General features: G+C 50.4%; 15 protein-coding genes. 10 read left to right on the top strand and 5 right to left on the bottom strand.

Annotated features, from left to right (window positions below; genetic code table 11):
- Positions 1–2,462, bottom strand: a 2,462-nt coding sequence (locus LUQ50_RS15570) for a right-handed parallel beta-helix repeat-containing protein (protein WP_300041300.1), incomplete at its 3' end; no start/stop codon positions are given.
- A gap of 151 nt (positions 2,463–2,613) precedes the next feature.
- Between LUQ50_RS15570 and rnhB the strand changes: the two genes are divergently transcribed.
- From rnhB to LUQ50_RS15545, 5 genes are all read left to right on the top strand, one after another.
- The gene (gene rnhB / locus LUQ50_RS15565) at positions 2,614–3,291 is read left to right on the top strand and encodes a ribonuclease HII (RefSeq protein WP_367279027.1); all 678 of its coding nucleotides are present in this window, start codon (positions 2,614–2,616) and stop codon (positions 3,289–3,291) included.
- 45 nt (positions 3,292–3,336) lie between these two features.
- Positions 3,337–4,692, top strand: coding sequence for a site-2 protease family protein (locus tag LUQ50_RS15560; RefSeq protein ID WP_300041298.1), 1,356 nt, complete (start codon positions 3,337–3,339; stop codon positions 4,690–4,692).
- Between the two features lie 31 nt (positions 4,693–4,723).
- The gene (locus LUQ50_RS15555) at positions 4,724–5,563 is read left to right on the top strand and encodes an MBL fold metallo-hydrolase (RefSeq protein WP_300041296.1); all 840 of its coding nucleotides are present in this window, start codon (positions 4,724–4,726) and stop codon (positions 5,561–5,563) included.
- 101 nt (positions 5,564–5,664) lie between these two features.
- The gene (locus LUQ50_RS15550) at positions 5,665–5,961 is read left to right on the top strand and encodes a hypothetical protein (RefSeq protein WP_300041294.1); all 297 of its coding nucleotides are present in this window, start codon (positions 5,665–5,667) and stop codon (positions 5,959–5,961) included.
- A gap of 85 nt (positions 5,962–6,046) precedes the next feature.
- Positions 6,047–7,303, top strand: a complete 1,257-nt coding sequence (locus LUQ50_RS15545; RefSeq protein ID WP_300041292.1) for a TIGR02710 family CRISPR-associated CARF protein — start codon at positions 6,047–6,049, stop codon at positions 7,301–7,303.
- A gap of 100 nt (positions 7,304–7,403) precedes the next feature.
- Here the strand turns inward: LUQ50_RS15545 and LUQ50_RS15540 are convergent, their stop codons facing one another.
- Positions 7,404–7,724: a DUF2769 domain-containing protein gene (locus LUQ50_RS15540; RefSeq protein ID WP_300041291.1), complete on the bottom strand. Its 321-nt coding sequence runs from the start codon at positions 7,722–7,724 to the stop codon at positions 7,404–7,406.
- 151 nt (positions 7,725–7,875) lie between these two features.
- On the opposite strand from LUQ50_RS15540, the gene LUQ50_RS15535 reads away from it, so the two are divergent.
- From LUQ50_RS15535 to LUQ50_RS15515, 5 genes are read left to right on the top strand one after another with little or no spacing between them, the layout of a single operon-like run.
- The gene (locus LUQ50_RS15535; protein WP_300041289.1) at positions 7,876–9,093 is read left to right on the top strand and encodes a YcaO-related McrA-glycine thioamidation protein; all 1,218 of its coding nucleotides are present in this window, start codon (positions 7,876–7,878) and stop codon (positions 9,091–9,093) included.
- Positions 9,008–9,739, top strand: coding sequence for a TfuA-related McrA-glycine thioamidation protein (locus LUQ50_RS15530; protein WP_300041287.1), 732 nt, complete (start codon positions 9,008–9,010; stop codon positions 9,737–9,739). The genes LUQ50_RS15535 and LUQ50_RS15530 overlap by 86 nt, the downstream gene beginning before the upstream one ends.
- Positions 9,736–10,461, top strand: coding sequence for a HesA/MoeB/ThiF family protein (locus LUQ50_RS15525; RefSeq protein WP_300041285.1), 726 nt, complete (start codon positions 9,736–9,738; stop codon positions 10,459–10,461). Before LUQ50_RS15530 ends, LUQ50_RS15525 begins: the two co-directional genes overlap by 4 nt.
- Before the next feature lie 8 nt (positions 10,462–10,469).
- Entirely contained in the window at positions 10,470–10,748 is a 279-nt protein-coding gene (locus LUQ50_RS15520; RefSeq protein ID WP_300041283.1) for a MoaD/ThiS family protein, read from the top strand.
- A complete protein-coding gene (locus tag LUQ50_RS15515; protein WP_300041281.1) occupies positions 10,749–11,165 on the top strand; it encodes a molybdenum cofactor biosynthesis protein MoaE in 417 nt (138 codons plus the stop codon). It begins immediately after the preceding gene.
- Positions 11,166–11,261: 96 nt separating this feature from the next.
- Here the strand turns inward: LUQ50_RS15515 and LUQ50_RS15510 are convergent, their stop codons facing one another.
- The 3 genes from LUQ50_RS15510 to LUQ50_RS15500 all read right to left on the bottom strand — a co-directional run.
- On the bottom strand, positions 11,262–12,008 hold the full coding sequence (locus tag LUQ50_RS15510; RefSeq protein ID WP_300041279.1) for a hypothetical protein: 747 nt from the start codon (positions 12,006–12,008) through the stop codon (positions 11,262–11,264).
- 93 nt (positions 12,009–12,101) lie between these two features.
- Positions 12,102–12,479 carry a nucleotidyltransferase domain-containing protein gene (locus LUQ50_RS15505; protein ID WP_300041276.1) on the bottom strand — a complete coding sequence of 126 codons (378 nt, stop codon included), beginning with the start codon at positions 12,477–12,479 and terminating at the stop codon, positions 12,102–12,104.
- On the bottom strand, positions 12,461–12,742 hold a 282-nt coding region (locus LUQ50_RS15500), incomplete at its 5' end, for a HepT-like ribonuclease domain-containing protein (protein ID WP_300041274.1). The genes LUQ50_RS15505 and LUQ50_RS15500, both read right to left, overlap by 19 nt.

Genomic DNA, 12,742 nt, shown 5'->3' with positions numbered 1-12,742 from the left:
TTGTCGGCACTGATCTGATAGGGGGTGTCTCCGATACCGCTTGCTCCGATCTCTTTTCCTGTGTAGACACTCCAATGATTGCCAAGATATCCTGAGAACGTACTGTTTTCATAGGTATACCTGACCCTTTCTCCCGTGTCCCAGATATTGGATGCATCAACCGGGTCAGCTTGGCGGTCCTGATTCTGTTCGGTTACCGGTGGGGTAGGATTAACCCCGCCCCATGACTCGCTGGCATTATCTACGTAATGGAAGGCACTGCCTGAATTGATCTCTCCCTGTGGTGCTGTTATGAAATCATTCAGATAAATGGTGTTTCCGAATATCCAGTCTGAAGAGTTCGCTACCAGGATGGGGGTACCCCCACCGGTAACCTGATTTCGTATGATTCGGTTTTTAAAACAGGCACTGCTCCCAAAACCTCCACTTACCGAATCTGATCGCGAGAGTCCTATCCCTACGGTTGATGCACGAATCTGATTATCCTCAATCTGGAGGTTTTGAGATCCGTTCAGGCTCATACCGGTGCCCGTAATGATCTGGTTATGGTGAATCTGACCTCCCCCTCCGTTCAAGGAAGTTATCCCGATACTTCCATTCGTGATCGTGTTATTGGAAAACTCCCCAAACCCGGGGCTTGCATATCCGTCCCCGATCTGAAACGCTTCGGTATTACCTGAGAAGTCATTGCCTGACAGATTCACCCTTGATGAACTGCCCCGAAGTGCTATCCCGATGTTGTTATCCCTGATCTGATTATTAAAAATCGTAAAATCTGTTGCATCAAGCAGACCAAGTCCGTAGGTGGTTCCCTTCTCTATCCCGCAATCGGTAATTGTTCCTGAAGTAACACCGGTGATAAGGATATTCTGGTTGAGGTTCTTTCGGACATTGGTGTTCAGGATCGAGAGGTTTCTCCCTTCTTTTGCGACAATGCCATATCCGTTACGGGAATTTAAAGAAATGTTTCTGATGGTTATGTCTGTGCAGTTCTGCAGGTACACGGTTGCAGGCGTTACATTCTCGATGATCAGGCCTGATTTTCCTTCATAGTAAAGCAGAGGAAGTTTGTCGATGGTATTGGATGGCTCGATATGGTTCAGGGGATCAGGGATGGTTCCGGTATAAGAGAATCCTACCGTGTTATTTGTGAGCGTGTTATTGGTAATTGTCATCTGGTGCGGCTCATCGAGCAGGAAGGCGATCCCCCAGTTGTGTACAAGCCGGTTATCTGTAACGGTAACATTCTCTCCATGTATGAGTGCAAGACCATAGGTATAACTCGGAGCATCATCTTCTGAATTGGCGTTTGAATTTTCAGCAATGATATTTTTGGAGAGGATTGAGTCAGATAGTGCATAGAACCAGACGCCATCATCTGCATTGTCATAGGCCCGGGTATCATGCATGAGAACGCTGGTCAGGTTCTCTCCCCTGATACCGGTCAGGCACCTTGATATTGCAGACTGCTCGATCGTGACTCTCTTCCCTGAAGTCAGGGATATCCCGTTCCTCCTGATATTGGTGATATTGCTCTGGAGAATTGAGACCTGATCACTACTCGTCAGTACCACTCCATTCTGCGAATCAGTGATGGTACACCGGTCAAGCAGAAGGTCTGTAATAGCGGTACCGCTAACCGCTCCGATCAACTCGTTCTCACCCATTACGGCCCCGGTAATCTTCAGGTTTTGCAATGATACCTGGTTAGCAGTGATCAGAATTGCGGTGCCGTTCTGTTCTGCAGAGATGACAGGCTGTTCCGCCCCTTCTCCCCCGATCAGGGTGAGTGGTCTGGTGATGATGAGTTGTTCACGGTAAGTTCCGGGAGCGATGCTGATGGTTGCCCCTGGTGTTGCATGGTCGATGGCATCCTGAATCCTGCCATAGTCAGCACCAGCTCCACCGACTGAGATGCTTCCTGAACTATTGGGCAGTAACGGAAGGCTGGGAAGTAGTGCTGCAGACTCCTGACTCCCTGTTTTTTCAGGGGTGATTGCCTGAACCGGTTCCTGAACCTCTGCAACGGTGGTTGTGGGTACCGGCGGCAGAGATGTCCATGCAGACCTGATATCACTTTCTGGTACGAAAATTGCATGCACAACCGTGTCATGGACCACCGGTGAGATAATGAGCGTTGGAACAGGCCCGTTGTCTACTCCATCGGTCAGAACCCTGCCGATCCGATACCCGGGAGCAGGAGTAATCGTGATGGTGATATTAGAACCGTCTGGAATGGTGTTTGCCCCGTCAGGGTATACCGTTCCCCCCTGAGTACTGGTGATGATCACGATATGGGATGGAGCATCTGCTTCTCCGGAAGTTGCCCCGGCATGAAGAGCCATAAGCGCGAATATTAAAAATATGGCACTAATTCTTTGAATCTGACGTCGGAGCAGCGTCATCTGGCGGTGATGGGAAATCCAGGTGCAGGATCCCTTCACCAGGTCCTGGAAATCCATACTATCTTCTATCATTTGGGATAATCAGCCCACTATGGAAAATATTCGCATATCTTAATAATAAATAGTGTGATCCTGATTTCATATTTGATGAGCAGGACCGCTCTCCCTTCGCTATAAATCATCCCTTCTCCCATGCGTACCAGAATTTATGAATGAACGCAGTGAACCAGGCAGGGGATCTTCGGTCACCCGTATGATCTGCGGTGTGGACGAGGCAGGGAAAGGCCCGGTTCTGGGCCCGATGGTCATCGCAGGAGTAGCCTGCTCAAACCTTTCAGATCTGGCCGCACTCGGGGTCATGGATTCGAAAGTTCTCTCCCCGAAGCGGAGGGAAGCGCTTTCATCGCTTATCAGGGAACAATTCCCGTACACGGTCGTTATCAGGACCGCTGCTGACATCGATACCCTTCGCGATGAGATGACGATGAATGAGATTACTGCCCGTGCCCATGCTGAAGTAGTAAAAAATCTGGACTGCCCGGTTGCCTGGCTCGATGCCTGTGATGTGAATGAGGACCGGTACGGAAGAACGGTTGCCGGGTTTATCGGTAAACCCTGCGAAGTTATTGCCAGGCATAAGGCTGACCGTACCTGTCCTGTAGTTTCGGCAGCCTCCATTGTTGCAAAGGTAGTCCGTGATGCGATTGTCAGTGACTACGAGGAAGAATATGGCACTATAGGAAGCGGGTATCCTGCTGATCCGGTCACAATAGCATTTCTTGCCGGGTACATCAGGGATCATGGATATCCGCCACCGATTGCGAGGAGAAGCTGGGCAACGGTGAAGAACCTGATGAATCAGGCCGGGCAGCAGAAACTCTTCTGATAGCCGGGTGTTCTTTTACTGCACACGACCAATCTGTATACATCTATGGACTGGTATCTCATCGCCTTTGCTGTCATTGCCATGTATCTGGCACTGGTGGCAATCATCAAAACATATCTCCCTTCTTCCCGGACAGATACCACCACGTCTGATGGCGAGATGGAACTCCTTCCCGGGAAGTCTATCCTCGCCTCCCATATTATGTTCTACGGGCCGATACTTGCCCTGAAAACCGAGAGTGTAGCGTTTTTTGACTGGTTCAGAAGATATAGCAGAGGTCTGCGTATCTATGGATCGATCGGGGTGTTCATGGTCATCATCGTCTCGGCCCTGATGGTGGTCATGATCCTGCTCTCGGTCCATATGATGTTTGTATTGAAACCAGAACCTACGGCGATTAACAAACCCCAGAATCTCTTTCTCATTCCTGGAGTGAACGAGTTTGTCCCGTCAACCTTTGCGGTCTGGTTTGCATTCATCCTCACATTAGTGATCCATGAATTTGGTCATGCCATCCTTTGCAGGGTGGAGAAGATCAGGGTAAAAGCCATGGGTGTTCTGTTCTTCGTGATTCCAATCGGGGCATTTGTTGAACCTGATGAGGATGAGGTGAATAAAGCCGGTTCATGGCCGAAGATGCGGATGTACGGGGCCGGGATCATGAATAACCTCGTTATAGGGGTGCTCTGTTTTACGCTGATGATCGGCATGATCGGGTGGGCGGTGCCCAGTTCAGAACCGATCGTTCTTGGTTTTTACAAAGATTTCCCTGCTGCGTCTGCTGATATTCCGATCCCTTCTATCATCAGGACCATCAACGGAACGCATGTTAATACCACTGCAGAGGTGGCATCCATACTTAACCTGACGAAACCTGGTGATCAGGTTATGGTCGGGTTTGAGAAGAACGGCACGATTTCAGAACGTAACCTGAATCTCTCGACATGGCCTGCCGATCTGGGGCAACGAGAATCAGGGTTTATGGGCGTCTTTTACTACAACGGCCAGGGTGTCATCCAGACCACCCAACGGTTCTTTTCACCTGCAGGATTTCTAATGCTCCTCTCGGTACCGTTCTTTCCCGGGTACGAGGGGCAGCAACTCCGGGTGTTGGGATTTGATGTGGAAGATACCAACTATTACACCGAACCATTCCCGTTCTTCTGGCAGGTAATCCATCTGCTCTTCTGGTCAGGATTCATCAATCTTGCAGCCGGACTCTTCAATGCCCTCCCGATGCTCCCGCTTGACGGAGGTCTGATCTTCAAGGAGAGTGCGGAACGCCTACTGGCCCGGCGTGGCATGTCCCAGTACGGAAGTCATGTGGTAGGTGCGGTGAGCAGTCTGATCCTGGTATTGATGGTAGCACTCCTCTCGCTCCCATACCTCTTTCATATGTGACCTACCATGAGGATAGTATCAGGTGACACCGGTGAAAATTACCATCCTGGTTGATAATACCGCATTAATCGGAACATACTATCGTGCCGAGCCTGCTTTTTCGGCCTGGGTCGAGGATGGAACCACTCGTATCCTCCTTGACTGCGGATACTCGGATGCCCTCCTTCATAATGCTGATGCTATGGGCATTGATATCCTGACCGCAGATGCCATTGTCTTCTCTCACGGCCATCCCGACCACACCTGGGGCCTTATTCCGGTTCTTGAGCGGATCTCCCGTAATGCTTCACAGGGCAGGGAACCAGGTAAACTCAGGTTCATCGGCCACCCTGCTGCGTACTGGTCAAGAATCAGACCCGGCCTTCCTGAATGCGGCCCGCTTACCGGGCCTGACCGGCTCAGTGCATATGGGGATGTTATCGGCTCACGTGAAGCCATGCATATCAGTGACAATCTGATCTTTCTCGGTGAGATCCCGTCGGTGTTCCCGTTTGATCAGCGTGAAGAGTTGGGCCTGCTCTATACTCCTGATGGCCCGGTTCCTGATCTGGTTCCCGATGATTCAGCGATTGTAGGAAAGACAGAAGAAGGGCTGGTTATCATTATCCCTTGTGCCCATGCCGGTATCTGTTCAGTCATCGAACAGGCGAAGCGAGTGACCGGAGAAGATCGTATCCGTGATGTTATCGGTGGGTTTCACCTCTACCAGTCCTCACATGATACCATCACCCAGGTTTCCTCATACCTGCATAGGATAAGGCCGGTAGAACTTCATCCCTGTCACTGCACCGGCAGGCTTGCAACCGTCTCTTTCTCAGATCTGCTCTCTCTTGACGAGACCGGAGTAGGAACGGTACTTGAGTATCTCTGATGTGGCTCTGGAACCGGGAGCACCCCTGATTCAGGCGAACTCTCTACCGGATACCTTTATCCTCTGTATGATCATAATCCGTATCAAGGAAACCAGAGTGCATGTTTTTTATTGGTACTGATGTTCAGGGTGTTCTCATTGTTGCATGTCTCCTTATACTGATACCATTAACTGCCCGGTTTATTAATTCCGGCATTCCCCGGCTTCGGGTTATCGTCCTCTCCTGTATCTGTCTGCTGATCTGGTTCTGCTGTTTTCTCCTCACCCTCACCGGTGATAGCCAGAATCTGTCCATGCTCTGGGAAATCCTGAGTTTTATGGGAATGGCAGCCACCCTCTTTATCCTGTTCATCGGAGTGTATGAGATCCTGTCAAGTCCCGGAATGTCGAACTGGTAATCGCTCTGGTGCTCTTTCCTGCTGATCCCGGTAATCGGAAGAGAGAATATACATCCCGATCTACCTACTCCCGATGTACCTTCTCATGACGGTCGGAACCGGGATAGGTTCAGATCCTGCTGATGCGATTGACCGGCTCGTCCGTTCGTGTAGTTTTGTGATCCAGTCCTACCGGCCGGATCATCTCATCTACTTCTGTTCACCAGAAAGCCGCAGCCTGGTAAGTGACATTGAAGCAGGATGCAGGGAGATCAGAGGGATCGATCCACCCCCCTCTGAAATCTGTCTGATTGAAGATGCGAATAATTTTTCCCGGTGCTTTGATCTCATCTACGGAGTCTGTGTTCTGTTTCAGGAGTTTGAGATCGTCATCGATGCCAGTTCGGGAACTCGGTCAATGACGATGGCTGCATCGATCGTCTCATTTCTCACCCGGAACACGGTAACTCATGTAACCGGTGAGAAACAGGGCGGACTGGTGATACCCGGCACCGAACATATGAAAGAGATGTCCCTGTTTGCAGCATACGACCGGCTCAGGTTGCACCAGGCGATTGATCAGTTCAATACCAATCATTTTGGCAGTTCACTCGGGTTGTTGTCAGGCATCTCAACCATTCCTGAACGGGATACCTATTATGCCCTGTTTCACGGTTACTACTCCTGGGACAAACTGAACTATACTGAAGCGTACCGGTACCTCGAGCATGCTGATGATCTGGCCGAAGGGGTATCTCATAATCGATTATTTCTGCAGAATCTGATAGAACTGGAATCAAAGTGTGAAAATGGCTATTCAAAAAAGGAACAGTGCCGGCTAAAGCAGGAGAAGTACCTTTACGTGTTGGTTGATCTCCTCAATAACGCCAGGAGGCGGATAGAAGATGAACGGTATGATGACGCTTTTGCCCGTTTGTACCGGGTGGTTGAACTTCTCTCTCAAGTGCTGCTCCTCACCTGGAACATCGACGATATTGAAGGAAAGATCCATTTCACCGAACTTCGGAAGATCCTCCATGAAAAGAAAGATATCTCACTTTATGCACGAAGGGCTGACCGGAATGGTGTTATCCGGATAGGTCTGCGGTCAAAGTTTATGCTGCTTGATGATCTCGGGATGCAGGGAGCAGGGGAGTATTACATGCATCTTGAACCGTTTCTACGGATTAGAAATGACTCCATTCTGGCGCACGGATTGACACCGGTTCATGGAGATGCTGCACATACGATGTGGGACGAAGTCTTTACCGTAACCAGGGATGCCTGCAAGGGACTGCCGTTTGATCTTGAACACCTGCTTCTCCAGTCGGCGTATCCGCAGTTGCCAAACCCGATGAGTTGATCCCCGGACCACCTGGCTGAAGAAAGGTCTCTGACTCTCGCAGTTGTACTATACTCTCCCAGATCAGGGACAGATCCCTGCTGAACCGTAAAAAAGGAGGTTACTCGGACAGGGTGGAACCCCAGACCGACTGTTCGTACCGCTGTCCTTTCTCGTCTCCACGGGTGCAGAAGTATTTATTCTCTAAACCATACTCCTTTGCTATCGGACAGGTCGGGCAATTACATCCTTCTTCAAACGAGATACACAGAAAACTTTTTCCGACCAGGCAGAAGAGTTTTTCCCGTTCAACTATGGCACACTTGTTGAAACTCGGGCAGGTCGGGCAGATGCAGGACTTCTTCTTCTCTTCAATCATTTTTTCCTGATCTGCCAGGGGGAGTTTTTTCATCTCCTTTACCAGTGCCACAAATTTATCCATTCAGATCCCTCGCTTGAGAACTTATTTTTTCACGATTATAAACCTGTCTATAGTGAACCGAAGCCGAATTCGATTCTCTGAATAGCCAAATAGGTAGGGATTTTCTGGATCAGATCGCTTTTCTTGATTTACAACCAACAAGTACCTACTCATGAAGCTTGCCTCGTGCAGGAAACGGTATCAGCAGGAGACTCACCGAACCAGGTCTCCCGAGGATACCTATGCGATCATCAGGGATCTGGTAGTCCCTGCCGGAATAACCCGCGTTGCCGATATCACCGGACTTGACCGGCTTGGCATTCCGGTCTTCTCCTGTATCAGACCTGATGCTGCCGAAGGTTCTATCTCGGTCTATAACGGAAAAGGAGCAACCGAAATAGCGGCCCGGGTCTCAGCCATCATGGAAGGTCTCGAACGGTACTCGGCAGAGCTGCATGACCGCACCCCTGAAGTTGCCACTGTTGACCACCTGAAAGACCGCCAGATAGTCAATCCTGAAGAATTGATTCTGCCTCTGGGTGTTTCCCTGAACTTTCCGATCCCCTGGTACCCGGCATATGACATCATGCAGAACCAGGAGGTTCTGGTTCCGGCACATGCGATCTTTCACCCGGTTCAGCGGACGATGGGGCAACTTTTCAGGACCAGTACCAACGGAATAGCATCCGGCAATACCCTTGAGGAGGCTATCTTTCATGCATTATGTGAGATAATCGAACGGGATGCCTGGTCCCTTGCCGAGGCGGCAAACAAAGGTGGTCCGATCATCACCTCAATTGAGAATCCCACGATACTCGCTCTCCTGAACCGGTTCAGGGATGCCGGGGTGGAGATCACGCTCCGTGACATCTCCAGTGATATCGGTCTTCCTACCGTCGCTGCTGTTGCAGATGATGTGATGCTCCGGGATCCGACCCTGCTCTGTATTGGTATGGGGACCCATGCAGTCCCTGAAATTGCTATTCTCCGGGCTCTTACCGAGGCTGCCCAGAGCAGGGCGACCCAGATTCACGGAGCACGTGAAGATACTCAGGAGGGGCACATGAAACGGCAGATCGGGTATGACCGGACCAAACGTCTGAACAAAAAATGGTTCGAGAACGGTGATACCATTGACCTTGCGGGCATGTACTCGTACCGGTCTGATGATTTCCTCGATGATATCATCTATACCCTCAAACAGCTGGAAGCAGTTGGGATCACCCGTGTACTGGTCACCGATCTGACCAGACCTGAGATCGGAATACCAGTCGTACGGGTTATTGTTCCTGGTCTTGAACATTATGCGATGGATCGAGATCGCCTTGGAGATCGATGCAGAAGTGCCAGACGTAATTATCTACCTGGGTCCAAGCCTGTCGCAGAGTGAAGCAGAAGAGATTCTCCCGGCCGGTCCGGAGGTACAGTACTGTCCGCCGGTCCGGAGGGGAGATCTGGCAGGTGCAATTGCAGCCGCTCCAAGAATTATCGGAATCATCGATGGCCTCTTCTTTGAGAATGCGGCTGTCGGACACCGGGAGATTCTGGGAGCGCTCAAAGCCGGGATCCTGGTTGTCGGATCATCCAGCATGGGTGCCCTCCGTGCAGCAGAGTTGTCACCGTTCGGGATGGAAGGGATCGGCGAGGTGTACCGCCGGTACCAGGCCGGTCTTATCGAGTCTGATGATGAGGTTGCCTTAATCTGTGACCCGGTTTCAAACATGGCCCTCTCTGAAGCACTCGTTAATATCAGGATTACTCTTGAGAAGGCCTTGTCCTCGGGAGTGATAGACGAAGAGGAGCACTCTGCCCTGCTGCAGGCTGCACAGCATCAGTATTACCCGGATCGGACCTGGCCTCAAGTAATTCGGGGTGCAAGTCTCCCCTCAACCAGAACTGATGCAATTCTCTTGTGGGTACGAGCATCAGGGGTAGACCAGAAACAGGATGATGCCAGGGCAGCCCTGCGGTATATTGCATCACGTATGAATCGCCAGATGAATTCTTCTGACTTCCAATCCAGCACATTATCATGATGACTGCCCGGTATACACGACAACTCCCCCTTATCGGTAACGAGGGTCAGGCCAGACTTTCCAGGGCAACCGTAGGCATTGTAGGAGCTGGGGGACTTGGTTCCCCGGTAGCTACCTATCTTACCCTTGCCGGTGTAGGGACTCTGATCCTGGCGGATGATGATACCGTTCAGGAGTCAAACCTGAACCGCCAGTTTCTTCATCCAACCAGAAATGTTGGAGTTTCAAAAATCAGGTCAGCAACACAGACTCTCACTGAACTCAATCCGGATGTGACGATCCGATCGTTTCCTGAGCGGATAACCTCAGAAACCGTCAATCGATTTGCTGAACATGCTGATATCCTGGTTGATGCGACTGATAATTTCGAGGTCCGGTACCTGCTGAATCTGATTGCTCTGAAGATGGGGATCCCTCTGATTCACGGAGCAGTTGAAGGATTCTCAGGTCAGATGACGACGATACTGCCTGGGATAACCCCCTGTCTCTCCTGCCTTTTTCCCCACCCTCCACCACTGCGGGAAACCCCAATTATTGGGGCTACAGCCGGGGTGATTGGCTCACTCCAGGCGATGGAGGTCATCAAGTATCTGACCGGTTCAGGCCGGCTTCTTTCAGGCCGGCTTCTGATCTGGGATGGCCTGGCCGGAAGAACTGAGTATCTAACCGTGTCAGTCAGACCCGGTTGCACGGTATGTTCCAGCACACACGTAGAGAAATGAGCAAGACCATGAAGATAACGATAATGTGTTATGCCCGGTTCAGGGATGTATTTGGGGAAGAATCAACGATAGATGTTTCTGATGGTGCAACTATTCTGGATGCGGTGACCGCCCTTGCCATAAAGGGGGGAGATGATGCAGAACTGGTGCTCTCACCGGATGGAACTATCAGAAATTACGTGATGATTGTGCATCAGGGCTCGCGGGTAATTCCGGCAGATGCCGGCACCATCACGCTCACCGACGGGGAATCGCTTACGCTGTTTCCCCCGGTATCAGGGGGATAAATGATCGGGATAACCCGCGATGATATTGATATTCCTGCGTTGATCGAACGTGCACGAAGACCCGAGACCGGGGGGATTGTTACCTTTATCGGTACGGTCCGCGACGATGGGTTTGAGGCACTTGAACTCGAGGTCTGTGAAGAGGTAGCAATAAGGGACCTGAACCGGATCGCTGCAGAGGCTACCGAAAAGTTTTCCCTGACTTCGGTTGAGATCATCCACCGCAGTGGAAGGCTCGCTCTCACCGAGACCATTGTGGCTATCGTCTGCGGAGCCGGACACCGGCAGGAGGCATTCTCCGGCTGTTCCTGGATTTTGGAAGAGATTAAGGCATATGTCCCGATCTGGAAGAAGGATCTCGGTGAGGCGGGTGACTGGCACTTTCAGTCTCCCGGTGATCAGTCCCTGAAATCATAATCCTTTAATTTGTGCCTGAATTCCGCAGTTCAGTCTGGGATCGTTCTCCCGCATCCGGGATGTCAGATCTTCTGTATCAACTGAAAATGGTGAATTTTATTCCCTGACACAGACGTCCGGGTGTTCGGCAAAGGGGTTGGTCCTGACTGCGAGTGAGAAGAGATATGGGTAATTTGTCTGTTGATATTGCATATACTCGAGCCATGAGCGGGTCATCTGCGAGTATGCCCGTTTGATATCTCCCTGAAGATGTGCGAGATCTGATTCAGGCAGCGTTGTTATATCATTGCGATTTTTCAGTTCTTCGGTTAAATGGGAGACAGCACGCAGCACGTCGGTGAACAATTCGTGCTCGAGCATCACCGGATTTTCCAGAATTCTAAGCAGAAAATCTTCGTGGGTAAGGAGTAATTCTTTGAGTTCATACAGATCTACCTGGTGAATATCAACCATGAACAGGTACTGGGTTATGTTTTTTTGATGCTGCTTGAAATCCGCAGCCTTCCACGAGGAGGATACCAGAAGATCAGCACGAACTTTTCCAAGATTCGGATCATACCGGGAAAAAGTCCTCAATAACTGGACCCCGACACTCGAATAAAAGGCACCGATGACTATGTTGAGTTTTTCGAGTTTCTGCTGAAGGTTCTGGCTTTCCAGCATGGAGTGAATAACGATGGTGACCAGGAGAACCTCAATGGGGAGAAATGCAATGTCATGGATCGTATAGATCAGGATGTGGTGGATATCCTGAAATATCAGGTAATGAATCGTGAAGAGAAGCAGTGAAAGGAACAGGAGTCCTGCTCCGAACATAACCAGCCACTGGCGGTGTTTCATCATATCTTCTGAGTATATGTCACGCGGCTGGTCTGATGAGGGTTGCGATTCGGGACCTGGTATGTATCAGTGCAGTATCCAGACAATGTATACGGATTAAGGTGCCCCCGGAATAGGAGTCTGATACCACCGCTGGTCATCCCACCGTTTCCACCAGGGATAGAGATACTCACTCAGAGCTACCGAATCCGGGGAGGCGATTAGAATCCCCCTGGCAAGAACTCTGATCTGGATATATAATGGCAGGAACTCGAATATTCTGATGTCATACCGGTCAGTCATGATATGACGCCATGCCAGTTGCTGAAGGTTACCAGGATCCAGATCCCTCCCTGCCACCAGACAGATATCAATATCACTTCGTTCATCCGCCATTCCTTCAGCCTGTGATCCGTACAGGAATATTCCTGGTATCACCACAGGGATAACAGCGAGATCCTGGATAATTATTTCAATTAGTGGTTTTGGATCCATTCATCGATCACCAGAATGAGTGAACGGATTGCGGGGAGTGATCCGGCAATCCCGGTAATGGCACGTATTTCGTCGGTTCCGTTATATCGATGAATAATCCGGTTTCTGAGCCCATTCATCTCACGAAGCAGTAGTTTTTGATCCTGAGTGAAGAGATCAATCCGATCAATATTTGAGTAGTCATCCCTGGCCGGTATCTGACTGTCACGCAAAACCATGGAGATACAGTCCATATAAGCCTCGGCGATCTCCTGGAAAGCCTT

The sequence above is a fragment of the Methanospirillum sp. genome, from assembly GCF_028679455.1.
Classification (GTDB): domain Archaea; phylum Halobacteriota; class Methanomicrobia; order Methanomicrobiales; family Methanospirillaceae; genus Methanospirillum.
This window is presented reverse-complemented; position numbering and strand designations above follow the sequence as displayed.

Excerpts from the sequence above, each read along its gene's own strand:
- rnhB (WP_367279027.1), top strand. The coding sequence starts at position 2,614 with ATGAATGAACGCAGTGAACCAGGCAGGGGATCTTCGGTCACCCGTATG.
- LUQ50_RS15560 (WP_300041298.1), top strand. The coding sequence starts at position 3,337 with ATGGACTGGTATCTCATCGCCTTTGCTGTCATTGCCATGTATCTGGCA.
- LUQ50_RS15550 (WP_300041294.1), top strand. The coding sequence starts at position 5,665 with ATGTTTTTTATTGGTACTGATGTTCAGGGTGTTCTCATTGTTGCATGT.
- LUQ50_RS15545 (WP_300041292.1), top strand. The coding sequence starts at position 6,047 with ATGACGGTCGGAACCGGGATAGGTTCAGATCCTGCTGATGCGATTGAC.
- LUQ50_RS15540 (WP_300041291.1), bottom strand. The coding sequence starts at position 7,724 with ATGGATAAATTTGTGGCACTGGTAAAGGAGATGAAAAAACTCCCCCTG.
- LUQ50_RS15535 (WP_300041289.1), top strand. The coding sequence starts at position 7,876 with ATGAAGCTTGCCTCGTGCAGGAAACGGTATCAGCAGGAGACTCACCGA.
- LUQ50_RS15530 (WP_300041287.1), top strand. The coding sequence starts at position 9,008 with ATGCGATGGATCGAGATCGCCTTGGAGATCGATGCAGAAGTGCCAGAC.
- LUQ50_RS15525 (WP_300041285.1), top strand. The coding sequence starts at position 9,736 with ATGATGACTGCCCGGTATACACGACAACTCCCCCTTATCGGTAACGAG.
- LUQ50_RS15520 (WP_300041283.1), top strand. The coding sequence starts at position 10,470 with ATGAAGATAACGATAATGTGTTATGCCCGGTTCAGGGATGTATTTGGG.
- LUQ50_RS15515 (WP_300041281.1), top strand. The coding sequence starts at position 10,749 with ATGATCGGGATAACCCGCGATGATATTGATATTCCTGCGTTGATCGAA.
- LUQ50_RS15510 (WP_300041279.1), bottom strand. The coding sequence starts at position 12,008 with ATGATGAAACACCGCCAGTGGCTGGTTATGTTCGGAGCAGGACTCCTG.
- LUQ50_RS15505 (WP_300041276.1), bottom strand. The coding sequence starts at position 12,479 with ATGGATCCAAAACCACTAATTGAAATAATTATCCAGGATCTCGCTGTT.